This is a genomic window from Sphingobium salicis subsp. salicis (genome assembly GCF_049472635.1).
Taxonomy (GTDB): Bacteria; Pseudomonadota; Alphaproteobacteria; order Sphingomonadales; family Sphingomonadaceae; genus Sphingobium; species Sphingobium yanoikuyae_A.
Window position 1 is genome coordinate 645,019 of record NZ_JAYRCS010000001.1, and the last position, 26,985, is coordinate 672,003.

A 26,985-nucleotide genomic window follows, 5' to 3' on the forward strand; every position below is an offset into this window, starting at 1 on the left:
ATCGCCGCGCTTATGCGGCAAAGCTGGTGGAGCGGGACAATGCGCGCCATTGCGCGATCTCTGCTTCCATGGCGGCCATCTTGCCTTCGACGAGGCCCAGCGCATCGTCGCCCAGGAACAGGCGGGTCGGCGGTGCCGGCGCATCGACCAAAACCAGCAAGGCCTGCGCCGCGCGCGCGGGATCACCCGGCTGTTGCCCGCTCTTGGCCTGACGCGCCGCCCTGATCGGGTCCATGACTGCGTCATAATCAGCGATGCTGCGCGGCGTGCGGTCCATCGACCGCCCGGCCCAATCGGTGCGGAACTGGCCGGGCGCCAGCGCCGTCACATGAATGCCGAACGGCGCCACTTCCTTGCCCAGCGCTTCGGAAATCCCTTCCAACGCGAACTTGCTGCCACAATAGAAGCTGATGCCGGGCATGGTGATGAACCCGCCCATGGAGGTGATGTTGACGATATGACCGCGCCGCCTTTCGCGCATGCCGGGCAGCACTGCCTTCATCATCGCCACCGGGCCGAACACATTGGCGGCGAACTGGCGCTGCAGATCGTCGATAGACGATTCCTCCAGCACGCCCTCATGACCATAGCCCGCATTGTTCACTAGCACGTCGATCGACCCGGCGCGCCGCTCGGCGTCCGCCACGGCCGCCGGAATCGCGTCCAGATGCGTCACGTCCAGCAGCAGCGGATGCGCGCGTCCGGGCGCCAGCGCCGCAAAGGCTTCGGCATCCTTGGGGTTACGCACGGTCCCGACGACGGCATGGCCGGCGTCCAGCGCGCCCTCGGCAAAGGCCCGGCCCAGGCCGGAACTGACGCCGGTAATCAGGAAAGTCTTGGGGATCAGCGCCGACATGGCCTACTCCATGATTTGAACATCAACTATATCATGATATAGATAGCAATATGACGTCCATCAAGCCCCCCTCGACCGGTTCGCGTGGTGAACCTGTGCGCAATCGTGTGATCGACGCGGCCGAACGCCTGCTGCGCGACGGCAAGGCGGAATTTTCGATGCGCGATCTGGCGACCGAAGCGGGCGTCAGTTTCGCCACGCCGTTCAACCAGTTCGGCAGCAAGGCCGCGATCATGCACGCCCTGTCGGCGCGGCGGATCGCCACCGCGACCCAACGCTTCGCGGACAAGCCGCGGCGCGATGATGCCGGCCAGCGCGTGCTGTTGGCGGTCGCCACGGTGGTCGAGCTGATGCTGGAAGAACCGCGCGTGAACCGGGCGGTGATGGGGTGGCTCGGCACGCCGGGGCCGACCCATGGCGAAGTGCTGGCGCAGTCCACCGCGCTGTGGACCCTGGCGATCGGTGCTGGCGAAGGCCTGGTTGAAGGACACCCGGCGCTGCCCGCCCTGGCACGGCATCTGGCCTTCGGCTTTCGCGGTGTGCTGTCCTTCTGGACGGCCGGTGAATTGCCTGATGACGAACTTGCTGCCAATGCCCGCGACGTGGCGAACGCCTTGCTGGGCGGCGCAGCCAGCCAGTCCTGATCGTCATGCCTAGGGCGGACGGCTTCGTGCGTCTTAACCGGTCGCGCCCTGCTGTGCCTCGCGATAGGCGCGGGCGGACAGGCCCATGTTGCGCTGGAAGAAGCGGCTGAAATAGGCCGGGTCGGCAAAGCCGATCGAAAAGCCGATCTCGGCAATCGACAGGTTGGAATAGAGCAGGGCCCGCTGCGCTTCGAGCAGGGCGCGCTGGTCGAGCATCTGGGCCGGTGATCGGCCGGCCATCCGGGCGCAGGCGACGCGCAGCGCGGTCTGGCTGACGCCCAGCGCGGCGGCATGGACCGACACCGGTTCGCGCAGGCGGAAGCGCTGCTCGATCCGTTCGCGCAGCCGCGCCACGATCGACGCATGTGGTCCGGCGCGCGGGGCGGCGTGGACGGCGGCGCTGCGATGGCGCAGTGCCGTCACCAGCAGCGACAGCATCGCCGCATCGACCGCCGCCCGGTGGCCCGGCGCTGACCAACTGAGTTCGCGCATCAGATCGGCGACCAGCCGTTCGACCGGGGGCAATTGCGCCGCGCTCATCTCGATCGCGTCGGGCCGCTCGAACAGGCCGGTCAGTTCCGGGCCATGGCGGCCAAGATCCTGCAGATAGGCGTCCGCCATGGTGATGACGAAGCCAGCGGTTTCCTCCAGCCATTTGAAGCCATGCACGGCGGTGGCCGGCACCAGCAGGAAGCTGGGCGCGACGAAGCGCAGTTCCGCGCCATCCGCCTCCATCGCGCCGCCGCCCGAAGTAATGAGGAAGATATGGCTCAGCTCGCTATGGGCATGCGGTTTGATCGTCCATTCGCTGGGACGTGAGCGATCGTCCAGGGTTTCGACATGGACGAAGCCCTCCGCCACCAGCCTGTGGGGCTCCCCATAGAGATAGAAGGTCGGGAAGGACTGTTTTGACATCGGGCATGGTCCCGTCGGGATGCGCTGGGGCTGATGAATTGTCCAATTAATAGGCTGGTGCGCCCATGTCCATCGCCGGCCGTGCGGATACGATGGGCGCATCGGACAAACAGGGGCGCCGTCAGCGCACCCGGATCATGAGAGGATGCGAATGCGCACCAGCATAGCCATTATCGGCGCCGGCCCGGCCGGCATGTTCCTGGCCCATCTGCTCGCGGCGGAGGGCATTGCCGCGGTCGTGCTGGAACGGCGCGACCGGGCCTATGTCGAGGGGCGGGTGCGTGCCGGCGTGCTGGAACAGGTGACGACGGACCTGATGCATCGGCTGGGCCTCGGCAGCCGGCTCGATCGCGAGGGGCTGGTGCATGGCGGCACCCAGATTTCGCTCGACGGTTCGCTGTTCCGCATCGACATGGCGGCGCTGACCGGTGGCAGCGCGGTCACCGTCTATGGCCAGCAGGAGGTGATGCACGACCTGTTCGAGGCGGCGCCGGAGCGCGGCGTCGAGATTGTCTGGAATGCGCAGGATGTGACGCTGGAGGGGCTGGACGGCGATCATCCCGTGGTCCGCTGGCGCCAGGATGGCGTCGCGCAGGAATTGCAGTGCGACTATGTCGTCGGCTGCGACGGCTATCATGGCGTCAGCCGCAACAGCATCCCCGCCCATGTGCTGCGCACGTTCGAGCGCGTCTATCCGTTCGGCTGGCTCGGCATATTGGCCGATGTGCCGCCCGCCGACCATGAACTCATCTACGCCAATCATGAGCGCGGCTTCGCGCTCGCCTCGATGCGTTCGCCCACGCGCAGCCGCTATTATATCCAGTGCGGCCTCGACGAGCAGGTCGATGACTGGTCCGACGACCGTTTCTGGGACGAGCTTTGCCTGCGCCTTGGCCCCGACGCCGCATCGCGCGTCACCCGCGGGCCGAGTTTCGAGAAGTCGATCGCGCCGCTGCGTTCCTTCGTATCGGAACCGATGCGCTGGGGCCGGCTGTTCCTGGCCGGCGACGCTGCCCATATCGTGCCGCCGACCGGCGCCAAGGGGCTCAACCTCGCCGCGTCGGACGTCATCATGCTGAGCGAGGCGCTGGTCGACCATTATCGCGGTGGATCGGATGCCGGGCTGGACGGCTATTCCGCCCGCGCTCTGGCGCGCGTGTGGAAGGCGGAGCGCTTTTCCTGGTGGTTCACCTCGATCACCCACCGCTTCCCCGACATGGACGGTTTCGCGCGCCGCATCCAGGCGGCCGAGATCGACTATATTCGCGGGTCGCAGGCGGCACAGCGCACGCTGGCGGAAAATTATGTCGGCCTTCCGCTGATGGCTGCCTGACGCCTCTGGCCGGGGCGGGGCTTTACCGCCCTGCCGGATGCGGCCTAGACCGGGGCATGAGCGAAGAGAATGACGCGGGGCGCCCCGCAGCGACGATCGTGATCGTGCGCGACCGGCCGGGCGGAGCGCCCGACCTGCTGATGATGGAACGGGCCGCGACCATGGCCTTTGCCGCGGGTGCGCTGGTCTTTCCGGGCGGTGGCGTGGACGATAGCGACCGGGCGCTGGCCGCCAGTATGTCCAGCGATCTGGCCAGTGACGAGGTCGCTGCACGGATCGCCGCCATTCGCGAGACGATCGAGGAAAGCGGCATGGGCGTCGGTCTGGCGGGGTCTGTCGATACCGCCACCGTGTCGGCGATTCGCGCGGGCCTGCTCGACGGGGCGCCGCTCGGCGATCTTCTGGTGCCGCGCGGCATCGCCCTGGCGCTGGATGCGCTGGTGCCGTTCGCCCGCTGGCACCCGTCTGCACGGGAAAAGGCGATCCGCGTCTATGACACCCGCTTCTATCTCGCCCGTGCGCCACTGGGGCAGGAGGCAAGCGTCGACGCGACCGAGAATGTCCGTTTGTTCTGGAGCAGCGCCGCCGCGACCATCGCCCGTGCCGATGGCGGCCACGGGCATGTCATCTTCCCCACCCGCCGCAATCTGGAACGGTTGGCGCAATATGACAGTTTCGACGCGCTCGCCGCCCATGCGCGCAGCATCCCGGTGGAAAAGGTGCGCCCCTGGTTCGAGGAGCGCGACGGCGAGCCGCATCTCTGCATCCCGACGCATCTGGGCTATCCAGTGACGTCGGAACCAATGCGGCAGGTCCGGCGTGGTTAGGGGATGCGCCGCCTTCATCTGACCCTTCGTGCCCTTGTCATCATCGCTGTCATCCTTGGCCTGCTCTGGGTCGGATACGCGCTGCTGCGCCAGCGGCCGCAGGATCTGCCGTGGACCAGGCTGGACCTGTCGCAGCCGGTCGGCCTGTTCACCGGTCGCAAGCTCGCCACCCTGACCGGCGATCGGGCGCAATGCCTGGCGCTGCTCGACCGGGCCGGCATTGCCTATACGCCGATGAAGCCAGGCGGGGGCGAGGGGCAGTGCGGCTATGCCGACGCGGTCCGGCTGAAGGCGGAAAAGGGCATGATCGCCTTGTCACCCGCCGGGGTGGCGCCGTCCTGCCCGGTGGTTGCCGCCCTGCGCGTCTGGGAATGGCAGGTGGTGCAGCCCGCCGCCCAGCGCCTGTTCGGCCAGCCGGTGCGCTCCATCACTCATTTCGGTTCCTATAGCTGCCGGCGCATGTACGGTCGCAGCCAGAGCGACTTCAGCGAACATGCCACGGCCGATGCGATCGATGTCGCGGGCTTCGTGCTGGCCGATGGCCACCGGATCAGCGTGGTCGGCGACTGGAAGGGGCAGGGCAAGGACGCCGCCTTCCTGCGTGACGTGCGCGATGGCGCCTGCGACCTTTTCTCGACCGTACTCTCGCCGGACTATAATGCCGCCCATCGCGACCATTTCCACCTCGACCAGGCGGAACGCGGCGCGACGGGCTGGCGGGCCTGTCGTTAGGGATTAAGGCGTTCGGGCTGAGCGAAGTCGAAGCCTTCTCCTGAGCGCAGCGAAGGGCTTCGGCTTCGCCTCAGCAGGGCCCTTCGACTTCGCTCAGGGCGAACGGTTGTAATTACTGTCCGTAGCCGGCCTGCTTGGCCAGGCTGACGGCTTCGCGCGCGGCGGCGAGCAGGGCGCCGCTCTTGGCCTCGCATTCGCGCTGCTCATATTCGGCGGTCGAATCGGCGACGATGCCGGCGCCAGCCTGGACGTGCATCACGCCATCCTTCAGCACGGCGGTGCGCAGCACGATGCAACTGTCCATATTGCCGTCCGGCCCGAAATAACCGACGCCGCCGGCATAGGCACCGCGCGTTTCCGGCTCCAGTTCGGCGATGATCTCGCAGGCGCGGACCTTGGGCGCGCCCGACACGGTGCCGGCCGGGAAGCCCGCGAACAGCGCGTCGATAGCATCTTTTTCGGGCGCCAGACGGCCGACCACGTTCGACACGATGTGCATCACATGGCTGTAGAATTCGACCGTATAGCTTTCCGTCACGGTAACGCTGCCGGCGCTGGCGACGCGGCCGACATCGTTGCGGCCCAGGTCCAGCAGCATCAGATGCTCGGCCCGTTCCTTGGGATCGTCGAGCAGGCTGGCGCGGTTGGCGGCGTCCTCCACCGCATTCTTGCCGCGCGGGCGGGTGCCGGCGATCGGCCGGATCGTCACTTCGCCATCGCGGGCGCGGACCAGGATTTCCGGGCTGGACCCGATCAGCGCAAAGCCGGGCAGGTCGAGATAATAGAGGAAGGGCGACGGGTTGATCCGGCGCAGCGCGCGATAGAGCGCGATCGGCGGCAAGGTGAAGGGGCTGGTGAAGCGCTGCGCCAGCACCACCTGGAAGATGTCGCCTGCGACGATATAGTCCTTGGCGCGGTCGACCATCTGGGCGTAGCGGCCCGGTTCCAGCACCGGCGTCACGTCGATCTCGGCAATGTCGGCCGGGGCGGGCACGGCCGGCAGCGGCGCAGCCAGGCGCGCGGCGGTCGCGTCGATCCGCTCCAGCGCCTGCGCGATCGCCTTTTCGGCGTCGGCGGCCTGATCCTTCCATACCGGGGCGACCAGGAACAGGGCGTCGGCCAGCCGATCGAACACCAGGATGACGGTCGGCCGCACGAACAGCATGTCGGGCAGGGCGATGTCGTTGGCGGCGGGGCGGGGCAGCTTTTCGACTAGGCCTACCGTCTCATAGCCGAAATAGCCGACTAGACAGGCGAGCGCGGCCGGCAGGGCGGGGTCCAGATCGGCGCGGCATTCGGCGACCAGTGCGCGCAGCGCCTGCAACGCATCCTGTTCGGCGGGGACGAAGGCGTCGCGATCGGTCGCCCATTGGCGGTTGATCTCGCCCTTTGCGCCCTCGGCGCGATAGACGAGGTCGGGGGCGAGGCCGATCAGGCTGTAGCGGCCGCGCACCGCGCCACCCTCGACCGATTCCAGCAGGAAGTCGCCGCGGTCCGGCTCGAACAGCTTGAGCGCAGCGGAGATCGGCGTGTCGGTGTCGGCAATCTGCCGCCGCCACACCAGACCCGAACGGCCCTGTGCCAGTGCCGCGCGCGCGACGGCCGTGCCGTCCACCATTCCCCCCTGCGCCGCCATCTTACTGCTCGCCGCTGTTGGTGGCGGACAGCGCCTTCTGGGCTTCGGCCACGGCGTTCGCCTTGCGGGTCACACCCATGTCCTTTTCGATCGCGCGCTCGAACTGGGCGCCATATTCCTCGCCCACGACGTCGCCCAGCTGGGTGCGGACCTGGTTCAGCAATTCGGGCTGACCGGCGGCGTCACCACGCTTGATGGCGTTCAATTGCACTACGAAGGTGCCGCGATCCTGGCCGATCGGCAGGGTCTTCACACTGTTGGCCGCCATCGAGAAGAGGATGGCGATTTCCGCCGGCGGGCGCTGCTGGCCGCGCATCAGGTCGGCGCGACGGCCACCCACGACCTGCGGGGCGGGCAGCTTGACGCCGGCCTGGGCCAGCGCATCGGCCAGCTTGGTGCCCTTGGCGACCTTGGCGCGGATGTCCTCGGCAACCTTCTGCGCCTTCTCATAGCCCTGGCTCAGCTTGTACTGGGCCACGACCAGCGGCTTGATCTTGGCGAGCGGCGGCGGGGCGGGGGCGACGATGTCGCCCGGCGCGGCCAGCGCATAGCGCTTGTCGGCGGTGATCGGCACCAGCTGGGCATCATCGTCGGCGCTCATCGCGAAGACGGGGGCCAGCAGCGGCTGCAGGTCGCTGTTGGGCTGATAGGTTTCGTCCTCGACCTGCTTGCCGCTCGACACCAGCAGCGGCGAGGTTTCCAGCTTCAGGCCATTATCCTTCGCGACTTCCTCGAAGGTGCCGCCATTGGCGATCTGATCCTCGATCTTGCCGGTGAAGTCGGTCAGCAGCTGCTTTTCCTTCTGGGTGCGCAGCGTCGCAATGATTTCATCGCGCACCGAAGCCAGCGCACGGGCCGGGACATTGTTGAGCGCGGTGACGCGCAGCACGATCCAGCCGAGCGAACCACGGACCGGGCCGACCAGTTCGCCCTGCTTGGCGGCAAAGGCGGCGTCGGCGACCGGCTTGGACGCGGTGGCGGCCAGCGCCTCGCGGCTCTGGTCGGTCAGGGTCGACACGGCAAGGCCTGCGCCCTGCGCCGCGGCGGCCAGTGTCTTGCCGGCCTTCACCTGGTCGGCGATTGCCTTGGCGCCCGCCTGGGTCGGCAGCACCAGTTGCTCGACGCTGCGATTTTCCTTGGCGGCATAGGCCGCCTTGTTCTGGTTGTAGGCGGCGGTGATTTCCGCCTCGGTCGGCTGGGCCGCCTGGGCGAAACGCTCGCTGTCGATCACGGCATAGCGGATGCGGCGCTGTTCCGGGATGGTGTAGCGCGCGGCATTCTTCTTGTAGAAATCGGCGACCTGCGCGTCGGTCGGCTCCTTGGCGTCCAGGAAGGCGGCCGCCGGGATCGCGGCGATCGTGCCCTGGCGTTCCTCCAGCAGCAGCGACGCATAGGGCAGCGCCACGCTGTCGGGCAGCTTCACGCCCAGGCCGACCGGGGCCAGCAGCTGGCGCTGCAGGATTTCACGGCTGATATCGTCGCGCAGCGACTGTTCGCTGATCCGCTCGCGCTGCAGCAGGGCGCGGAAATTATCCTGGCTGAAATTGCCCGCCGCGTCCTGGAAGGCGGGGATCTGCGCGATCTGGGCATCGACCAGTCGCTTGCTGATATGGACGCCCTGATCGCTGGCGAACTGCTTGAGCGTCAGCGCCGCGACCAGCTGGTCGAACACCTGCTTGCCACCACCCTGGGCAAAGAAATCGCCGATCTGCATGCCGGGATTTTCGCGGCGCGCATTTTCGAACACGCGCTGGATGCGGTCCTGCAACTCGCTCATGCGCAGCTTGGAACCGCCGGCCTTTGCGACGGTGTCGCCGCCGCCCAGGCCGGTCCCGAACTTGCCGCTGGAAATGTCGCCCAGGATGAACGCCGCCGCGATCAACCCCAGAAAGAGGATCGCGAAAAAGGCGCCGAATTTGGAACGGATGAAACTGCGGAAGACAGAGAGCATGAGAATGTCCGGTTTTTATGCGGCGATATGGCGGCCCGCTTTAGGGGCGGATCGACCCGGCGGCAAGTGCGGCCGTGGCGGACGGTCTGGACAAATGCTGCATCGCCGTCCATCGGCTTGATTGCCTGAAAGCGGAACCAGGAGACGCGGTGCATGCCGTGGGGACCCGCTGCGGGCACGTGCAGCAATAATCACAAGGGGACTTGGACCGATGAGCAGGCGCAAGCTGGTGGTCGGCAACTGGAAGATGAACGGGATGCGCGCGCATCTCGACGAGGTGGAGGCGATCGGCAAGCTCGCCGCGCAGCATCCGGCGGTGGAAGTCGGGCTTTGCCTGCCGGCCACGCTGATCATGGCCGGGTCGCAGCTGAGGGGCGCGGCCTTCATCGGCGCCCAGAACTGCCATATGGAATTGAGCGGCGCCTATACCGGCTCGCTGTCGGCCGAGATGCTGATCGAGGCGGGGGCGACCTGGGTCATCACCGGCCATAGCGAACGGCGCGAGACGCGCGGCGAGACCAACGCCGATGTCGCCGCCAAGTCGGTCGCTGCCCATGCCGCGGGCATGAAGGTGATCCTGTGCGTGGGCGAAACGCTCGCCGTGCGCGATGCGGGTGATGCCGACGAAGTGGTCACCGCCCAGTTGCTCGCCTCGCTGCCCGAAGGCGCCAGCGCCGACTGGCTGGCCGTCGCCTATGAACCCATCTGGGCGATCGGCACCGGCCGCATCCCGACGCTGGAGGCGATCCAGTCGATGCACGCCACCTTGCGGGCTGCGCTTGCCAGTCGGATCGGCCAGGACCAGGCCGACGCCATGCGCATCCTCTATGGTGGATCGATGAACGGCGACAATGCCGCCGAGATCATCGCCCTGCCGGACGTCGACGGCGGTCTGGTCGGCGGCGCCAGCCTGTCGGCCGCCAAGTTCGAACCGGTGATCGCCGCCGCGGATTGATGCCGAACGCCCTCTCTTCGTGCGGAAGAGGGGGCATTCTGGCCTGATGCGAGTCGGGCTCGTTGCTGGCTGTGCGTTGAAGGGGCTGGCTATCTTCACTCCGTTCGCCCTGAGCGAAGTCGAAGGGCGCTGCTGAGCGAAGGCGAAGCTATTGCCTCGCTCCGCTCGGCCGAGGGCTTCGACTTCGCTCAGCCCGAACGGTTCTTTCACTGTCCAGGCTTGATTATATGGGCCATTGCAAGCCATCCGCAGAACCCTCTGCACGCGCCCTCGTCCATGCCTTCGTTCATATCGACAGGCTCGCCGGTTGCCCCGGCGGCCCATCATCGCTATGTGCGCGCCAACGCATTCCTTCATTGGACAGAAAAGAACCCGCATGTTCACCTTCCTTCTCGTCGTGCAGGCGATCGTCGCTGCCCTGCTGGTCACCGTCATTCTGATGCAGAAGTCGGAAGGTGGCGGTCTGGGCGTCGGTGGCAGCCCGGCCGGGCTGATGTCGGCGCGCGGCGCGGCGGATTTCCTGACGCGTTCGACCACGATCCTGGCGACCATCTTCGTCCTGCTGTCGATCACCCTGGCGGTCATCGCCTCGGTCCGTCATGCCGGCGGCGACATCGACACCTCGCTGGTCAAGTCGGCCCCCGCCACGCAGGCCCCGGCGCCCGCGACCGGCAACGCCGACCCGCTGGCCGGTGCGGCCAGTGCCGCCGGCAATGGTTCGGCAGCGAACGGCGCAGTTCCGCTCGCTAACTGACCTTTTCGTCGTTCATCGCCATATTTTTTGCGAGCGTGCGGATTCGCGCGCTTGCTCAACTCGTTTGTATAAGGCTAAGCCTCTTCTCCCATGACGCGGTATATTTTCATCACCGGCGGCGTGGTCTCCTCGCTTGGTAAGGGCCTCATGGCCGCATCCTTGGCAGCGCTGTTGCAGGCGCGGGGCTATCGCGTGCGAATCCGGAAATTCGACCCCTATCTCAACGTCGATCCGGGCACGATGTCGCCCTATCAGCATGGCGAAGTCTATGTGACCGACGACGGGGCGGAAACCGACCTCGATCTTGGCCATTATGAACGCTTTACCGGCGTGTCGGCGCGCCAGTCGGACAATGTCACGCAGGGCCGGGTCTATCAGACCATCATCCAGCGCGAACGGCGCGGCGACTATCTGGGCGCGACCGTCCAGGTCATCCCGCACGTCACCGACGAGATCAAGGCGTTCGCCACGGCAGAGACCGACGATCTGGACTTCGTGCTGTGCGAAATCGGCGGCACCGTCGGCGACATCGAATCGCTGCCCTTCATGGAAGCGATTCGCCAGCTCCATAATGATCTGGATCGCGGCCAGTCGATCTTCGTCCACGTGACCCTGGTGCCCTATCTCGCGGCGGCGGGCGAACTGAAGACCAAGCCGACCCAGCACAGCGTGCGCGAACTGACCTCGCTCGGCATCCAGCCCGACATCCTGCTGTGCCGCGCCGAGCATCCGCTGCCCGAAAGCGAGCGCAAGAAGATCGCCCTCTTCTGCAATGTCCGTCCCGAGGCGGTCATTCCGGCGCTCGACGCCAAGAGCATCTATGCCGTGCCCGAGCAATATCATGCCGAGGGTCTCGACAATGAAGTGCTGCGCGCCTTTGGCATCACCGATGCGCCCGCGCCGTCGATGGACCGCTGGACCGACATCATGGATCGCCAGCTGAACCCCGAAGGCGAAGTGACGATCGGCGTGGTCGGCAAATATGTCGGCCTGCTCGACGCCTACAAGTCGCTGCACGAAGCGCTGCACCATGGCGGCCTTGCCAACCGGGTGAAGGTCAACATCAAGTGGATCGACGCCGAACTGTTCGAGAAGGGCGACGATCTCGCCGCCAGCCTCGAACCGATGCACGGCATCCTCGTCCCCGGCGGCTTCGGCGTGCGCGGGTCGGAAGGCAAGATCGCATCGGTCAAGTTCGCGCGCGAACGCGACGTGCCCTTCTTTGGTATCTGTCTTGGCATGCAGATGGCCTGCATCGAAGGCGCGCGGAACACGGCGGGGATCGAGAATGCCTCGACCACCGAGTTCGGCGAAACCAGCGAGCCGGTCGTCGGCCTCATCACCGAATGGATGAGCAAGGAAGGCCTGCAGAAGCGCACCGCCGAGACCGATCTGGGCGGCACCATGCGTCTGGGCGCCTATCCGGCCAAGCTTGCGGGCAACAGCGTCGTCGCCGGCATCTATGGCAGCAACGACATCAGCGAGCGTCACCGCCACCGCTATGAAGTCAATGCCGGCTATCGCGAACCGCTGGAAAAGGGCGGCCTGATCTTCTCGGGCATGTCGCCGGACGGCACGCTGCCCGAAATCGTCGAGCGGCCCGACCATCCCTGGTTCGTGGGCGTGCAGTTCCACCCGGAACTCAAGTCCAAGCCGTTCGACCCGCACCCGCTGTTCGCCAGCTTCATCGAAGCGGCGGTCAAGCAGAGCCGGTTGGTATAAAGCGTTTTCGAAGCAGGCGGGATCGCCTGCTGACTCGGAAAACGCGCAAAATAAGGAAAAACGGGGCCGAAAGGCCCCGTTCTTCGTTTCAGCCTTTGGGGGTGTCGAACAGGTGTCGATATTGCCGCGGCTGGCAGCGCAAATATTGCGGCGCCGCCTTCACGCTCGCGCCCAGATGCGCCGCGGCATGCCAGGGCCAGCGCGGATCATAGAGGATGGTGCGCGCGATCGCGATCAGGTCGGCGTCGCCGGTGCCGATGATCGCTTCGGCCTGCTCGAAATCGGTGATCAGGCCGACGGCGATCACCGGCATGTCGACCGCCTGCTTGACCGCGCGGGCCAGCGGCACCTGATAGCTCGGCCCCACCGGAATATCCTGGCGCGGGTCCAGGCCGCCGCTCGACACATGGATGGCGCTGCACCCGCGCGCCTCCAGCGCCTTGGCGAAGGCGATCGTCTGTTCGATATCCCAGCCACCCTCGACCCAGTCGGTGCCCGACACCCGCATCGTCACCGGCTTGTGCGCGGGCAGGGCGGTGCGCACCGCGTCGAAAATCTCCAGCGGCAGGCGCATCCGCTTTTCCAGGCTGCCGCCATAATCATCATCGCGCTGGTTGGAGAGGGGGGAGAGGAACTGATGCAGCAGATAGCCATGCGCGCCATGCAGTTGCACGGCGTCGATGCCGATAGCGTCGGCCCGCTTCGCCGCCGCGACGAAGGCGTCGCGCAGCCGGTCGATCCCGGCCTTGTCCAGCGCCATCGGCGCGTTGGTGCCCGGCGTGAAGGGCAGGGCGGAGGGGGCGACCGTCTGCCAGCCATTGACCGCGTCGGGCGCGATCTGCGCGCCGCCTTTCCATGGCACTTCGGTAGATGCCTTGCGCCCGGCATGGCCAAGCTGGATCGCGATGGGCATGTCGCTATGGCGCCGCACGCCGTCCAGTACGCGCTGCATCGCCGCCTGCGTGGCGTCATCCCACAGGCCGACATCGGCATGGCTGATCCGCCCCTCGGGCAGCACGGCGGTCGCCTCGATCGTCAGCAACGCCGCGCCCGACAGGGCAAGCTGGCCGAGATGGATGAGGTGCCAGTCGTTCATCTCGCCGTCGACGGCGGAATATTGGCACATCGGCGCGATCACGATGCGGTTGTCGAGGGCAAGGCCGCCGACATCGAAGGGCTGGAACAGCTTGGGAGCGCTCATGCAGGTCTCCAGATGAGGGAGAGGGAGGAGAAGGCCCGCAAGATAGGAAGCCGGACGGGCGGCCGAAAGGGGGCGTCTCTCGCGGTCGCAAGATGGCCAAGTCTTCAAAACGTCATCAATCGGTCATCGTGGTGCAGTGCTTCGGAAACGCCGCTGTCGCGCAGCTTTCCTAATCGCGACCCCGACCAGAGGGGACTCGATCATGACCAGGATTTTTGCGGCATCCATCAGCCTGTTCGCACTCGCGATCGCCGGCACTGCCCATGCGCAGCAGCCGCTGCCCGAGGAGGAAGGCGGCATCGTCGTCACCGGCCAGCGCGCGCAGTTGCAGCGTTCCATCGACCAGAAGCGGGCCGCGCTGGGCATCGTCGATGTGACCGCGTCCGACGAGATGGGCCAGCTGCCCGACAAGAATGTGGCCGAGGCGGTCGAGCGCCTGCCCGGCGTCGGCGTCCAATATGACCAGGGCGAGGGACGCTATGTCGCGGTGCGCGGCGTGCCCTCCAGCCTCAACGGCTATACCATCAACGGCTTCGAGATCGGCAATCCCGACGGGCTCGACCGGCGCCTGCCGCTCGACATCCTGTCGGGTCAGCTCTTGAAGCAGGTGGAGGTCGCCAAGGTGAAAACCGCCGACCTGACCGGCCAGGGCATCGGCGCGACCATCAACCTCGTCACCCAGACCGCCTTCGACTTCGACGATCGCTTCATCTTCCAGGCGAACGGACAGGTCGGCTATCAGGAACTGCGCAAGGGCGACCAGCCGATCAAGGGCGATGTTACCATCGGCACCCGCTTCGGCGCGGACGAACAGTTCGGCATCCTGCTGGGCGCCAGCTATTCCGACCGCACCTATACCAGCTATGGCATCTATCCCGATGACTGGACGCCCGACGCCGATGCCGCGCGCGGGGCCGTGCCGGTCAACATCAAATATAACGACTATCGCCTCAAGCGCGAGCGGATCGGCGCGGCCGGCTCGTTCGACTGGCGCGGCGAGAGCGTCCAGCTCTATGTCCGCGGCATCTATTCCAAATTCTCCGAGGATGAATATCGCCAGCGCTTCCGGCTCGATTTCTCCGATATCGACTGGGACGCCAATGGCCTGACCGGCATTGCCTCCACCAGCGAGCAGCGTTCCGACCTGCGGCTGGAATATAAGGAAAAGTCGGTCCTGTCCTTCATGGCCGGCGGCACGGCGGACCTGACCGACAACTGGTCGCTCGATTTCGGAGCGGCACGCACCCGCAACGAAGTGATCGAACCCAATCAGCTCTGGCAGTTCCGGGGCAATCCCGGCGCGGTCGCGGTCGATTTTTCGGACAAGCTGTTCAGCGCCGTGCCGGTCGACGGCTATCTCGATCCGTCGGACCTGGGCTTCCGCCAATATTCGGCGCAGGATGAATATGGCTTGGAAAAGACCTGGCAGGGCCGGCTCGACCTGACCGGCAAGCTGCCGACGATCGGCCAGAACAGCTTCGTCAAGTTCGGCGCCAATGGCCGCTGGACCGACAAGCGCTTCGATTCCTCCAATGACGTCTATGGGCGCGGCAGCAGCGCCAACCGCTTCACCCTGGATGGCCTGTCGGGCGCCCCTGTCATCGTGAAGCTGGGCGATGGCCGCAATTATTTCCTCGGCCCGGTGATCGATGCCGACCTTGTCGATGCCTATACCCAGGGCAAGCTGGGCGGCGCGCAGTTCGTGCTCAACGAAGCGACCAGCCTGGCCAATGAAACGCTGAGCGATTTCGACCTCAGCGAGAATGTCTATGCCGGCTATGCCATGGCCAATCTGGACTTTGGCGCGCTGTCGGTCACGGGCGGCCTGCGGGTCGAGCGGACCGAACTGGACATTGACGGCTATCTGCTGGAAGGCGACGTCGTCCGCCCGACGTCGGGCCGCACCCGCTATACCAACTGGCTGCCGAGCCTGGTGGTGCGCGTGACCCCGTCGCACGACACCGTCTTCCGCCTTGCCTATTCGCGCAGCATCGGCCGGCCCAGCTATGCCGACCTGTCGCCGGGCGGCACCGTCACGGTGGAGGGCGCGGACGAGATCAGCGTGTCGAGCGGCAATCCGGCGCTCAAGCCCTATGTCGCGGACAATCTCGACATGTCGGCCGAATGGTATTTCGCGCCCGGCGGCCTGATCAGCGTCGGCGCCTTCGCCAAGTTCATCCGCAACCCGATCTTCACGCAAAGCTATACCATCAATGACGGCAGCTTTGGCGGCGTTGCCTATGACCGGATCAATTTCAGCCAGACGCTCAACGCCGACAAGGGCGATATCATTGGCCTGGAAGCCGCCTGGCAGCAGCAGTTCACCTTCCTGCCGGGCCTGCTCTCGGGTCTTGGCATGAACCTCAACCTCACCCTGATCGACTCCAGCCTGCGCATGCCGGACCGTGGCACCGTTGCCTTCCCCGAACAGTCCAAGCTGCTCTGGGGCGCGCAGCTCTTCTATCAGAAGGGTATCGTCGAAGCGTCGGTCGCCTATCATCATACCGGCCGCGCCTTGCTGTCGGCGGGTGATATCCGCCTCAATGACCAGTATAATGACGATCTGCGTCGTCTGGACGCGAAGATCGGGGTGGATGTGACGAAGAATGTGCGTCTCTTTGCCGAAGGGCAGAATCTGACCGACGAGCCGACCCGCCAATATCAGGGCGGCGTGCGCGACTGGGTGATCCAGAATGAACGCTATGGTCGCACCTTCTACGTCGGGGCCTCGGTCAAATGGTAAGGGCGCTGCTTGTCGGAACCGCGCTGCTGGGACTGGCCGGCGCGGCGGTCGCGCAGCAGGCGTCGGCGGATGCGCCGTCGCCGCCGCCATCCCCGGTCAGCCTGCGGATCAAGGCGCCGGAAGCGCATCAGGGCGCGGCGTCGGACGGCACCTATGTCTATGCGATCGATAATGACCGGATCGGCAAATATCGCATCGCCGACGGACAGCGCGTGGCGCAGTGGCAAGGGGAGCGTCGCCTCTATCCGCACATGAACAGTTGCACCGTGGTCGGCGTCGAACTGGTCTGTGCCGCGTCCAACTATCCTGCCGTGCCGCAGACCAGCGCGGTCGAGATTTTCGACACGAAGACGCTGAAACATGTCCGCAGCGTCAGTCTGGGCTTTGGCCCCGGATCGCTAACCGTCATGGATCGCCATGACGGCAAATGGTGGGCGGTCTTCGCCAATTATGAGGGCAAAGGCGGCGAGCCGGGGCGCGATTATCGCTATACGCTGCTGGTGCGGATGGACGACGCTTTCCGGGCGGAGGCAAGCTGGGCCTTCCCGGCCGACGTGCTGGCCCGCTTCGCCCCCAAAAGCTGTTCCGGCCTTAGCTGGGGCGCAGACGGCCTGATCTACGCCACCGGGCATGACCGGCCCGAAGTCTATGCGCTGAAACTGCCGGAGGCCGGATCGGTGCTGGAGCATGTCGGCACGATTGGCATTGCCACGCCGGGCCAGGCGATCGACTGGGACCCCAAGGCGCCCCGGCGCCTCTGGTCGATCGGCCGGGGTGCTGGCGAGATGGTGGCGAGCGAGATGCCGCCGGTTCGATAGAACGGATCAGCGCACCTTCAGCCCCAGTTCGGCGAGCAGTTCGCCGGCTTGGTCGCGTGAGATGGTGGCGCCGCGAAAGCGGCTGGCATCGCCCAGATGGACGCCACCTATGTCCGCGCCGCGCAGGTCGGCGCCCTCGAAACGGGCACCGTCCAGCATCGCCTCGCGCAGGCTGCAGCCCTCGAAACTGGTCATGCGGAAATCGCATTTGCGCAGGTCTGCCTGCGAAAAATCGATGCGGCTCAGCCGTTGCTTGCGGAAGGACAGGCCGGGCAGCCGTGCGTCGATCAGCAGGCATTCCGCCATGTCGATCTCCAGCGCGCGCAGGTCCGACAGGTCGGCGCCGGTCAGCTTGCACTGGGCCAGTCGCGCGCCCTCCAGCCGCGCCCGCCGCAACACGACATTGTTGAAATCGCATCCGGTCAGCACCGCGTCGGAGAGATCGCAGCCGGTGAAATTCGCGCCGCCGCCCCGGCAACCCTGCCAGCGCGTGCGCTCCAGCATGGCGCCGGCCAGATCTGCATTGCGCAGGTTGCAGCGCTCGAACTGCCAGCCGGTGAGGTCGAGCTGCGCCAGCTCCGCCGCCTCCAGGTCGCAGTCGATCAGGGCGTGGGGCGTGCCCGCCAGGGCAATGATGTCGGCGCGCGCCAGTTGCTGCCCGTTGCGCGCGGGCAGGGCATCCATGTCGGTCATGCCGCTATCTATGCCTTAGGCGTCAGCTTGAGCAAGCGGCCCTGCGACTTGCCGCCATCCTCCAGCAGCCACAGCGCGCCGTCCGGCCCCTGTTCGACTTCGCGGATGCGGGCGCCCATGTCCCACTGATCGGCCTTTTCCGCATTCTCGCCGTCCAGCTTCACCCGCACCAGCGACTGGCTCGACAGGCCGCCGATGAACAGCGATCCCTTCCATTGCGGGAACAGGTCGCCCGAATAATAGATCAGGCCGCCCGGCGAGATCACCGGATTCCACCAGACCTTCGGCGCCTCATAGCCGTCGCCGGGCTTGTGATCGGGAATGTCGCGGCCGTCATAATGGCTGCCGTTCGACACGCGCGGATAGCCATAGTTGAGGCCCGGCTTGATCAAATTGACCTCGTCGCCTCCCTTGGGGCCCATTTCCTGTTCCCACAGACGTCCGTCCTTGTCGAAGGCGATGCCCAGCAGGTTGCGATGGCCATAGGACCAGACCGCCGGGTTGAAGCCCTTGGCGCTGAGCGGATTGCCCGCCGCCGGCGTGCCGTCCAGATTGAGGCGCAGCACCTTGCCCAGGGTCGATTTGGGATCCTGCGCCGGTTCGAACTTCTGTCGCTCGCCATTGGTGAAGAAGAGATATTTGCCGTCCGGCGAGAAGGCGATGCGGCCGGAATAATGGCCATTGCCCTCGACATAATCGCTGGCGCGGAAAATGACCTTCACGTCCGCCAATTTCGTCGTGCCGTCGCTCGCCTGGTCGAAGATGCCGGTGGCCAGCGCCACGCCCTTGCCGCCGGCGCGGTTCCCCTGGCCGACTTCGGAAAAGCTGAAATAGACCTTCTTGTCCTGCGCGAATGTGGGGGAGGGGACGATGTCCATCAGCGCGCCCTGGCCCTCGCTGTCGACCTTGGGGATGCCGGCGACCGGGATCTTGGTGCCGTTCTTCGGATCGAACAGGATCATCTCACCGGCCTTTTCGGTGATCAGCATCCGCCCGTCGGGCAGGAAGGTCATCGCCCAGGGCGATTCGAAATCGGCGATCACCGATGTCTTGAACGGCTTTTCCCCCGCGGTCGCACCGGCATTCTGGCCGGTCGCATCGTCGGCTGAACAGGCCAGCAGGGCGAGGGGGAGAGTGACGGCCATCACGCGCAGCATGGGAAACTCCTGTTATAATATTCGCGGGGGAAAGCCGATTTTCGGCGGGGGTTCCATGCCCGCATCCTCCACCGGATGCGGGCATGGATGCAAGCCTCATCGGCGATCGGCCGATTTCTTAAGCTTCTGCCGCTAGAGGACTGGGCGGCAAGAGGGGGAATATGGTGCTGCACGGCGTATCGGATTTCGATGCTGCGTGCGCGCAGGCAGGCGCCTTGCGCGTCGAGCCGCTATGCCTTGCCGACGCGCTGGATTCGACCGCGCTTGCCCGCGCCTGGGAAAGGCTGGAGGCGCGCGCCGACTGGCCGACCCAGACCCGCCTGTTCGCCGCCACGCTGAACGACCTGATTGCTGCCGGGCCGAGCCGCATCATGACGGTCTGGGCGGGCGCCGATCTGGTCGCGCTGCTGCCGCTGTGCCGCGATGGTGGCGCACTGGCCCGCTGGCGGATGATCGGCGCGCGCGAAACCTATGAGCCGGGCGACATGCTGTGCAACGGGACGGCGGCGGCCGATGCGCTGGCCGGCGCGATCGCGCGCCTGCCCCATCCGCTGCTGCTCGATCGCATCTCCGCCGGGTCGACCCTGATCCCCGCATTGGCGCGGGCGGTGCGGCGGCGTGGGCGGCTAGTCGTGCGGCCGGCCATGGCCTGTCCCCATATCGCGCTGGACGAGGGCTGGCGCGACCCGGAAAGCCGCTTCAACGCCGGTCGTCGCTCCGACTTCCGCCGCGCCCGGCGCAAGGCGGAAGGGTGCGGCCTGCTCCAGTATGAGACGCTGGCGCCGGACGCGGACAATTTCGACGCCCTGTTCGACGAGGCCGTCGCGGTCGAGGCGCTGGGCTGGAAGAGCGAGGCGGGCACCGCCATCGCCACCGACCCACGCCAGGCGGCAATCTTCCGCGCTTTCTTCCGTGCGGTGGCGCAGCGCGGCGACCTGCGCATCTCCTTCCTGCGGATTGATGGCCGCGCCATCGCGATGCAGATGGCGGTGCTGTGGAACGGCCGCTACTGGCTGTTCAAGATCGGCCATGACGCGGCCTTCAACGCCTGTTCGCCGGGCGGGCTGCTGATGCTCCATGCCATCGGCTGGGCGGCGCAGGCGCGGCTGCACAGTTTCGAATTTCTCGGCGTTGCCGAACCCTGGATTCGCAAGCTCTGGACCCAGACGGAGCATGACTGCGTCCAGTTGCGCACCTATCCCTATAATCTGCGCGGCGCGGCGGCCTTTGCGGTGGACGCTATTGTCTGGTCGCGGCAACGGCTGTGGTGGCGGTGAGGGGCGGGGCGGCCTGGCGCCTGCTGCGGGACACGCGCTATGCCCTGCCCGGTGCGCTGGGGCGGGTCATTCCGGCACCTGACGCCCCCCATGCCGTGGCGATCGCCCGGCAACAGGCGCGCGCCGGCGCTGCCACCACGATCGGCTATTTCGAAGGGGCGGGGGGTGATCCCTCGTCGATCATGGCCGCCTATGCGCGGGTGGCACAGCGGGCGCGCGGCCTTGACCTCAGCCTGTCGGTGAAGGCGCCGCCGCTGCGTTTCGATCCGGTCAGCCTGCGCGAACTGGCGCAGATTGCGCGCCAGTCCGGCCTGTCGCTGGTGTTCGACGCTCATGGCCCGCAGGATGCGGACGAGACGCTGGCGGCGGTCGAACGGCTGCTGCCCGATTTTCCCGATACCGGCATCGTCCTGCCCGCCCGCTGGCAGCGCAGCGTGGCCGATGCGGCCCGGCTGCGCGACAGCAGCGCGCCGGTCCGGCTCGTGCGCGGTGAATGGCCCGACCCGGCGGGCGATGCCGTCGATCCCGATGCCGCCTATCTGACGCTGGTCGAAGCGCTGGCCGGCCGCGCGGCACCGGTCGCGATCGCCACCCATCGCCCCGCGCTGGCTGACCGGGCGCTGGCCCTGCTGCGCAACGCCGGCACGCCGTGCAGCCTGGAGCAGTTGCGGGGCCTGCCGGGCCGCCGCTGCCGGGCGGTGGCGCGGGGGCAGGGGGTGCCGGTGCGCCTCTATGTGCCCTTCGGCCCCGGCTGGATTCCCTATGCGCTGGACCGGGCATTGGCCCGGCCCTATCTGCTGGCGTGGATGTGGCGCGACTGGACAGGCCGCGCAGACCCCTGAAATAGCGCATTTTACGAAAGATGTTGCAGGTCATTGGCAACCTGCCTATATGGATATTGCTTCCTTACATCGTCACACATGTCAGGGTCGCAGGCACCAAGCCTGCGGCGGCAACAAGCAGACTTATCTGTTTTCCGGAGTATCCATGGCGGACATCGCCGAACTGACCGCATTGATCGAGCCCGAGGTGAAGGCCCTGGGGTTCGACCTCGTGCGCATCAAGCTGTTCGGATCGGGCGACGAATATACGCTGCAGATCATGGCCGAAGACCCGAAGACCAAGCAGTTGGTCATCGAGGATTGCGCCGCGATCTCGCGCCGCCTGTCCGACGTGATGGATGAAGTCGACCCGATCGAGGAAGCCTATCGTCTGGAAGTCAGCTCGCCCGGTATCGACCGGCCGCTGACCCGCCTGCACGATTTTCTCGAATGGGCGGGCCATGAGGCGAAGATCGCCGCGACCGAAGTGGTCGAGGGGCGCAAGAGTTTCCGTGGCATCCTCAAGGGCGTCGAGGGTGAGGATATCCTGTTCCAGGATGCCAAGGCCGGTGATGTCACCATCCCGTTCGCGCTGGTCGGCGATGCCAAGCTGATGCTGACCGATGCACTGATTTCTGCTACCATGCCGCTCTCCTCCGATGGGGCGGACGAGTTCGAAACCGAGGAATAAGGGTTTTATCGTCATGGCCAACGCCATTTCCGCCAATAAGGCCGAGCTGATCGCGATCGCCAACAGCGTCGCCAGCGAGAAGATGATCGACAAGGCGATCGTCATCGAGGCGATGGAAGATGCGATCCAGCGCGCCGCCCGCGCCCGTTACGGCGCCGAGAATGACATCCGTGCCAAGCTGGACCCGGACAGCGGTGACCTGCGCCTGTGGCGCGTCGTCGAAGTCGTCGAGGTGGTCGAGGATTATTTCAAGCAGGTCGACCTCAAGCAGGCCGCCAAGCTGAAGAAGGATGCCGTGGTCGGCGACTTCATCGTCGATCCGCTGCCCGCGATCGACCTGGGCCGTATCGACGCCCAGTCGGCCAAGCAGGTGATCTTCCAGAAGGTCCGTGACGCCGAGCGCGAGCGCCAGTTCGACGAATTCAAGGACCGCGTGGGTGAAATCATCACCGGCGTCGTCAAGTCGGTCGAATTCGGCCATGTCGTCGTCAATCTGGGCCGCGCCGAAGGCGTGATCCGCCGCGACCAGCAGATCCCGCGCGAAGTCGTCCGCGTCGGTGACCGCATCCGTTCGGTCGTGCTGAACGTGCGCCGCGAAAATCGCGGTCCGCAGATCTTCCTCAGCCGCGCGCACCCCGAATTCATGAAGAAGCTGTTCGCGCAGGAAGTGCCCGAAATCTATGATGGCGTCATCACCATCATGGCCGCCGCCCGCGATCCGGGTTCGCGCGCCAAGATCGGCGTCATCAGCCGTGACAGCAGCATTGATCCGGTCGGCGCCTGCGTCGGTATGAAGGGCAGCCGCGTCCAGGCCGTCGTGCAGGAAATGCAGGGCGAAAAGATCGACATCATCCCCTGGTCGGAAGATACCGCGACTTTCGTCGTCAACGCGCTGCAGCCGGCCCAGGTCGCCCGCGTCGTCATCGACGAGGAAGAAGAGCGCATCGAAGTCGTCGTCCCCGACGATCAGCTGTCGCTCGCCATCGGCCGCCGCGGCCAGAATGTCCGCCTCGCCAGCCAGCTGACCGGCAAGGCGATCGACATCATGACCGAGGCCGACGCCAGCGAGAAGCGCCAGAAGGAATTCGTCAGCCGTTCGGAAATGTTCCAGAACGAACTGGACGTCGACGAGACGCTGTCGCAGCTGCTGGTCGCCGAAGGCTTTGGCGAGCTGGAAGAAGTCGCCTATGTCAGCGTCGAGGAACTGGCCGGGATCGAAGGTTTCGACGAGGATCTGGCTGCCGAGCTGCAGAGCCGCGCGCAGGAAGCGCTCGACCGTCGCGAACAGGCCGCCCGTGAAGAGCGTCAGGCGCTGGGCGTCGAGGACGCACTGGCCGACATGCCGCACCTCACCGAAGCAATGCTGGTCACGCTCGGCAAGGCCGGCGTCAAGACGCTCGACGACCTCGCCGATCTGGCCACCGACGAACTGGTGCAGAAGAAGCGCGTCGATCAGCGTCGTCGCAAGTCGGACAGCGGCAATGAGGACAAGGGCGGCATCCTGGCCGCCTATGGCCTGAGCGACGAGCAGGGCAATGAGATCATCATGGCCGCCCGTGCCCACTGGTTCGAAGGCGAGGAAGCGTAAGCCAACATGCCTTTCGTCGACATCCGCCTGGCCGGTAGCGCGACTCGCGAGCAGAAAGCCGCGATCGTTGCTGACGTCACCCAGTCGCTCGTGGAGCGGCTGGGAAAGCCGGCGGCTGCCGTCCAGATCGTGATCTCGGAAGTCTCGACCGAAAATTATGCGGCCGGCGGTCAGTTGATCGCCGACCGCGCAATTTCTCCAAACAGGGAGGACGCCAATGCTGCGGACACTCCCCGATGAGAGAATAAGCCTACTCGACAGCGTTGGTCTTGCCCTTTTGTCCGTTTTGGCGGAGGGGCGCGCATGACCGAACGCAAATGCATATTGAGCGGCGACCGCGCCGATCCTGAAACGCTGATCCGCCTGGCCATCGGCCCTGAAGGACAGGTGATGCCCGACGTCCGCGCCAAGGCGCCGGGCCGGGGCGCCTGGATAGGCGTGTCGCGGGCCGAACTGGAAACGGCGCTGGCCAAGGGCAAGCTCAAGGGCGCACTCGCCCGCGCCTTCAAGGAAGGCGCTCTTGAAATTCCCGACAATCTTCCCGATCTGGTAGAGGCCGGGCTGCGGCAGGATCTGCTCAGCCGCCTGGGGCTGGAGGCTCGCGCCTCCATGCTGCTGACCGGATCGGAAAAGATCGACGTCGCATGCCGCAAGGGCATGGTGAAAATGCTGCTCCATGCCGCCGATGCGGGCACGGACGGCAATCGAAAACTGGACCAGGCCTTGCGTGTGGGACAGGAAGCGGAAGGCACGGATCTTGCGGGCATCGTCTTGCCTGTGGACCGGCACGCCCTATCTATGGCAATGGGGCGCGACAATGTCGTCCATATCGCGGTGACCGACTCGCGGGCGACAGTGCGCCTGCGTGCGGCTCTGGGCCGCTTGGAAAGCTATCTGGGATGCGCTACCGGGGCGCCGGTGCATGGGGAGCAGGACTCCGCCGATGCGCAGGCGCATGAGGCTGCATGGAATGATGCGTCGGCGGCTGCGCCGGCTGATGATGATGTGAAGGGTTAAACATAGTCGATGAGTGACAGCAACGAAGACAAGCCGGTTCTGGGCCGCAAGCCGCTGGGGATCAAGCGCACGGTCGAGTCCGGTCAGGTGCAGCAGCAGTTCAGCCATGGCCGCAAGAACACGGTCGTGGTTGAGGTGAAGCGGCGCCGCGTCCCCATGGGCAAGCCGGGTGAAAGCACCGGCGCTGCGCCCGCTGCTGCGCCCCAGGCTGATCCGACGCCGGCCGCGCCCGCAGCGCCGGCCGCACCTCGTCCCGCCGCGCCTGCGCCGCAGCAGCGCGCGCCGCAGCCCGCCCCCGTGCGCCAGGCGCCGCCGCAGAGCCTGATGTCGCGTCAGGAACTGCAGGCCAAGCTGCTGCGCGAGGCCGAGGAAGCCCGCATGGCCGCGCTGGAAGATGCGCGCCGCCGTGAGGATGCCGCACGCCTTGCCGCCAGCGAGGAAGAAAAGCGCCGCGCCGAGGAAAATCGCCAGGCTGCCGAAAATGCCGAGGTCGAGGCCGCCAAGGCTGCCGAAGCCGCCGAGCAGGCCAAGGCTGCCGAAGCCGCCAAGCCGGCTGCGCCGGTCGAGGCACCGGCCGCGCCGGCTGCTGCAGCCGAGCCTGCCGCTGCCGCTCCGGCTGCGCCCGCCGCACCGGCGACCACCAGCTCGACCATGCCGCCGCCGCGCCGCTTCACCCCGGTCGCGCCGGTCAAGCGCCCCGAGCCGGCGAAGCCCGATCGTGCCAAGCGCAACGATGACAATCGCCGCCAGTCCGGCAAGCTGACCGTCACCCGCGCGCTTGCGGACGACGACAGCGCCCGTGCCCGCAGCCTCGCCGCGCTCAAGCGCGCTCGCGAGAAGGAACGTCGTGCCCATTATTCGGGCGGCAGCCAGCCGCGCGAGAAGCAGAGCCGCGACGTCGTGGTGCCCGAAAGCATCACCGTGCAGGAACTGGCCAACCGTATGGCCGAAAAGGGCGCGGACCTGGTCAAGGCCCTGTTCAAGATGGGCACCGCCGTCACGCTCAACCAGCCGATCGATCAGGATACGGCGGAGCTGCTGGTCGAGGAATTCGGCCACCGCATCCAGCGCGTGTCGGATGCCGACGTTGAAATCGGCATGGAAGGCGAGGCTGACGCACCCGAAACGCTCAAGCCCCGTGCGCCCGTCGTCACGATCATGGGCCATGTCGATCATGGCAAGACCTCGCTGCTCGACGCGCTGCGCGGCACCGACGTGGTGGCCGGCGAAAGCGGCGGCATCACCCAGCATATCGGCGCCTATCAGGTGAAGACGAAGAGCGGTGATCTCATCACCTTCCTCGACACGCCGGGTCACGAAGCCTTCTCGGAAATGCGTGCCCGTGGCGCGAACGTCACCGACATCGTCATCCTCGTGGTGGCGGCCGATGACGGCCTGATGCCGCAGACGATCGAAGCCATCAACCACACCAAGGCTGCTGGCGTGCCGATGATCGTCGCGATCAACAAGTGCGACAAGCCCGACGCCAACCCGCAGAAGGTGCGTGAGCGCCTGCTGAGCGAGGAAATCGTGGTCGAGGACATGGGCGGTGACGTTCAGGACGTGGAAGTGTCGGCGCTCAAGAAGACCGGCCTTGACGAACTGATCACCAAGATCTTGCTCCAGGCCGAGGTCATGGAACTGACCGCCAACCCTGATCGCGACGCCGAAGGCAATGTGATCGAGGCACAGCTCGACAAGGGTCGTGGTGCGGTTGCGACCGTGCTGGTCCGCAAGGGCACGCTCAAGATCGGCGACACCTTCGTCATCGGTTCGGAAAGCGGCAAGGTCCGCGCGATGATCAACGACAAGGGCCAGCAGGTGAAGACCGCCGGCCCCTCGACCCCGGTCGAGGTTCTGGGTCTGTCGGGCGTGCCGATGGCCGGTGACCAGCTCACCGTCGTCGAGAATGAAGCCCGCGCCCGCGAAGTCGCTGCCTATCGTCAGGAACAGGCGACCAAGAAGCGCACCACGGCTGCCCCGACCAGCTTCGAGCATATGTTCTCGGCGCTGAACACCAAGGTCATCGAATATCCGGTGGTGGTGAAGGGCGACGTGCAGGGGTCGGTCGAAGCGATCGTGTCCTCGCTCAACCGCATCTCGACCGACGAGATCAAGGTCCGCATCCTGCATTCGGGTGTCGGCGCGATCACCGAAAGCGACGTCACGCTGGCCGCTGCCAGCCGCGCGCCGCTGATCGGCTTCAACGTCCGTCCCAATGCCAAGGCCCGTCAGCTGGCCGAGCGCGAGAAGATCAGCCTGCGTTACTATGACGTGATCTACGACCTGCTTGAGGAAGTTCGCGGCGAAATGGCTGGCCAGCTCGCCCCCGAACGGATCGAGACGATCGTCGGCCGCGCCGAGGTGCTGCAGGTCTTCCCGGCCGGCAAGAAGGACAAGGCCGCTGGTCTGCTCGTCCTCGACGGCATCATCCGCAAGGGTCTGGCCGCGCGCCTTACCCGCGACGATGTCATCGTGTCGCGCACCAACATCGCGTCGCTGCGTCGCTTCAAGGACGATGTCTCCGAAGTCCGCGCCGGCATGGAGTGCGGTGCGGTCCTGCAGGACACCAACGACATCAAGCCGGGCGACACGCTCGAACTGTTCGAAGTCGAAGAGCGCGCACGCACGCTGTGAGTTACAGAAGGCCGGTC

At 66.2% G+C, this 26,985-nt stretch carries 23 protein-coding genes; 16 read left to right on the forward strand and 7 right to left on the reverse strand.

Annotated elements, in window-relative coordinates; translation table 11 throughout:
• Positions 1–10: 10 nt before the first annotated feature.
• Positions 11–856, reverse strand: coding sequence for an oxidoreductase (locus VHN57_RS03245; RefSeq protein ID WP_278985437.1), 846 nt, complete (start codon positions 854–856; stop codon positions 11–13).
• A gap of 50 nt (positions 857–906) precedes the next feature.
• Here VHN57_RS03245 and VHN57_RS03250 point away from each other — a divergent pair, with 50 nt between their 5' ends.
• A complete protein-coding gene (locus VHN57_RS03250) occupies positions 907–1,500 on the forward strand; it encodes a TetR/AcrR family transcriptional regulator (protein ID WP_099230899.1) in 594 nt (197 codons plus the stop codon).
• Positions 1,501–1,533: 33 nt separating this feature from the next.
• On the opposite strand, the gene VHN57_RS03255 is transcribed toward VHN57_RS03250, so the two are convergent.
• Positions 1,534–2,415, reverse strand: coding sequence for a helix-turn-helix domain-containing protein (locus VHN57_RS03255; protein ID WP_278985434.1), 882 nt, complete (start codon positions 2,413–2,415; stop codon positions 1,534–1,536).
• Positions 2,416–2,566: 151 nt separating this feature from the next.
• Between VHN57_RS03255 and pobA the strand changes: the two genes are divergently transcribed.
• From pobA to VHN57_RS03270, 3 genes are read left to right on the forward strand one after another with little or no spacing between them, the layout of a single operon-like run.
• A complete protein-coding gene (gene pobA / locus VHN57_RS03260) occupies positions 2,567–3,748 on the forward strand; it encodes a 4-hydroxybenzoate 3-monooxygenase (protein WP_278985432.1) in 1,182 nt (393 codons plus the stop codon).
• Positions 3,749–3,804: 56 nt separating this feature from the next.
• Positions 3,805–4,575, forward strand: coding sequence for an NUDIX domain-containing protein (locus VHN57_RS03265; RefSeq protein WP_423282769.1), 771 nt, complete (start codon positions 3,805–3,807; stop codon positions 4,573–4,575).
• Between the two features lie 3 nt (positions 4,576–4,578).
• Positions 4,579–5,307 (forward strand): extensin-like domain-containing protein, encoded by a 729-nt coding sequence (locus VHN57_RS03270; RefSeq protein ID WP_278985428.1) that lies wholly within the window; start codon positions 4,579–4,581, stop codon positions 5,305–5,307.
• A 112-nt stretch (positions 5,308–5,419) separates the two neighbouring features.
• Here the strand turns inward: VHN57_RS03270 and trpE are convergent, their stop codons facing one another.
• Positions 5,420–6,943: an anthranilate synthase component I gene (gene trpE, locus VHN57_RS03275; protein WP_080727118.1), complete on the reverse strand. Its 1,524-nt coding sequence runs from the start codon at positions 6,941–6,943 to the stop codon at positions 5,420–5,422.
• Position 6,944: 1 nt separating this feature from the next.
• Positions 6,945–8,894, reverse strand: a complete 1,950-nt coding sequence (locus VHN57_RS03280; protein WP_037517726.1) for a peptidylprolyl isomerase — start codon at positions 8,892–8,894, stop codon at positions 6,945–6,947.
• A 211-nt stretch (positions 8,895–9,105) separates the two neighbouring features.
• Between VHN57_RS03280 and tpiA the strand changes: the two genes are divergently transcribed.
• The 3 genes from tpiA to VHN57_RS03295 all read left to right on the forward strand — a co-directional run bounded on the left by tpiA (position 9,106) and on the right by VHN57_RS03295 (position 12,325).
• Positions 9,106–9,849, forward strand: a complete 744-nt coding sequence (gene tpiA, locus VHN57_RS03285; RefSeq protein WP_161731247.1) for a triose-phosphate isomerase — start codon at positions 9,106–9,108, stop codon at positions 9,847–9,849.
• Positions 9,850–10,225: 376 nt separating this feature from the next.
• Positions 10,226–10,603 (forward strand): preprotein translocase subunit SecG, encoded by a 378-nt coding sequence (secG, locus tag VHN57_RS03290; RefSeq protein WP_004211256.1) that lies wholly within the window; start codon positions 10,226–10,228, stop codon positions 10,601–10,603.
• Positions 10,604–10,693: 90 nt separating this feature from the next.
• Complete coding sequence (locus VHN57_RS03295; RefSeq protein WP_010337427.1) at positions 10,694–12,325, forward strand: CTP synthase; 1,632 nt, start codon at positions 10,694–10,696, stop codon at positions 12,323–12,325.
• An 88-nt stretch (positions 12,326–12,413) separates the two neighbouring features.
• Here VHN57_RS03295 and VHN57_RS03300 read toward each other — a convergent pair whose 3' ends face one another.
• Positions 12,414–13,526, reverse strand: a complete 1,113-nt coding sequence (locus tag VHN57_RS03300) for an NADH:flavin oxidoreductase/NADH oxidase (protein ID WP_278985423.1) — start codon at positions 13,524–13,526, stop codon at positions 12,414–12,416.
• Positions 13,527–13,728: 202 nt separating this feature from the next.
• Between VHN57_RS03300 and VHN57_RS03305 the strand changes: the two genes are divergently transcribed.
• Complete coding sequence (locus VHN57_RS03305; protein ID WP_278985421.1) at positions 13,729–16,269, forward strand: TonB-dependent receptor; 2,541 nt, start codon at positions 13,729–13,731, stop codon at positions 16,267–16,269.
• Positions 16,263–17,087: a hypothetical protein gene (locus VHN57_RS03310; RefSeq protein WP_278985419.1), complete on the forward strand. Its 825-nt coding sequence runs from the start codon at positions 16,263–16,265 to the stop codon at positions 17,085–17,087. Before VHN57_RS03305 ends, VHN57_RS03310 begins: the two co-directional genes overlap by 7 nt.
• A gap of 6 nt (positions 17,088–17,093) precedes the next feature.
• On the opposite strand, the gene VHN57_RS03315 is transcribed toward VHN57_RS03310, so the two are convergent.
• Positions 17,094–17,780 carry a pentapeptide repeat-containing protein gene (locus VHN57_RS03315; RefSeq protein WP_278985417.1) on the reverse strand — a complete coding sequence of 229 codons (687 nt, stop codon included), beginning with the start codon at positions 17,778–17,780 and terminating at the stop codon, positions 17,094–17,096.
• Between the two features lie 8 nt (positions 17,781–17,788).
• Positions 17,789–18,937, reverse strand: coding sequence for a PQQ-dependent sugar dehydrogenase (locus tag VHN57_RS03320; RefSeq protein WP_278985415.1), 1,149 nt, complete (start codon positions 18,935–18,937; stop codon positions 17,789–17,791).
• 161 nt (positions 18,938–19,098) lie between these two features.
• Between VHN57_RS03320 and VHN57_RS03325 the strand changes: the two genes are divergently transcribed.
• The 7 genes from VHN57_RS03325 to infB all read left to right on the forward strand — a co-directional run bounded on the left by VHN57_RS03325 (position 19,099) and on the right by infB (position 26,968).
• Positions 19,099–20,214, forward strand: coding sequence for a GNAT family N-acetyltransferase (locus VHN57_RS03325; protein ID WP_278985414.1), 1,116 nt, complete (start codon positions 19,099–19,101; stop codon positions 20,212–20,214).
• Positions 20,202–21,056, forward strand: a complete 855-nt coding sequence (locus tag VHN57_RS03330) for a proline dehydrogenase family protein (protein WP_423282775.1) — start codon at positions 20,202–20,204, stop codon at positions 21,054–21,056. The genes VHN57_RS03325 and VHN57_RS03330 overlap by 13 nt, the downstream gene beginning before the upstream one ends.
• A gap of 145 nt (positions 21,057–21,201) precedes the next feature.
• Complete coding sequence (gene rimP / locus VHN57_RS03335; RefSeq protein ID WP_017499896.1) at positions 21,202–21,726, forward strand: ribosome maturation protein RimP; 525 nt, start codon at positions 21,202–21,204, stop codon at positions 21,724–21,726.
• Positions 21,727–21,739: 13 nt separating this feature from the next.
• Entirely contained in the window at positions 21,740–23,314 is a 1,575-nt protein-coding gene (nusA, locus tag VHN57_RS03340; protein ID WP_004211271.1) for a transcription termination factor NusA, read from the forward strand.
• A 6-nt stretch (positions 23,315–23,320) separates the two neighbouring features.
• Complete coding sequence (locus VHN57_RS03345; protein ID WP_017499897.1) at positions 23,321–23,554, forward strand: tautomerase family protein; 234 nt, start codon at positions 23,321–23,323, stop codon at positions 23,552–23,554.
• Positions 23,555–23,617: 63 nt separating this feature from the next.
• On the forward strand, positions 23,618–24,331 hold the full coding sequence (locus tag VHN57_RS03350) for a DUF448 domain-containing protein (protein ID WP_010337417.1): 714 nt from the start codon (positions 23,618–23,620) through the stop codon (positions 24,329–24,331).
• A 9-nt stretch (positions 24,332–24,340) separates the two neighbouring features.
• Positions 24,341–26,968 carry a translation initiation factor IF-2 gene (infB, locus tag VHN57_RS03355; RefSeq protein ID WP_333701489.1) on the forward strand — a complete coding sequence of 876 codons (2,628 nt, stop codon included), beginning with the start codon at positions 24,341–24,343 and terminating at the stop codon, positions 26,966–26,968.
• The last annotated feature ends 17 nt before the right edge of the window (positions 26,969–26,985 follow it).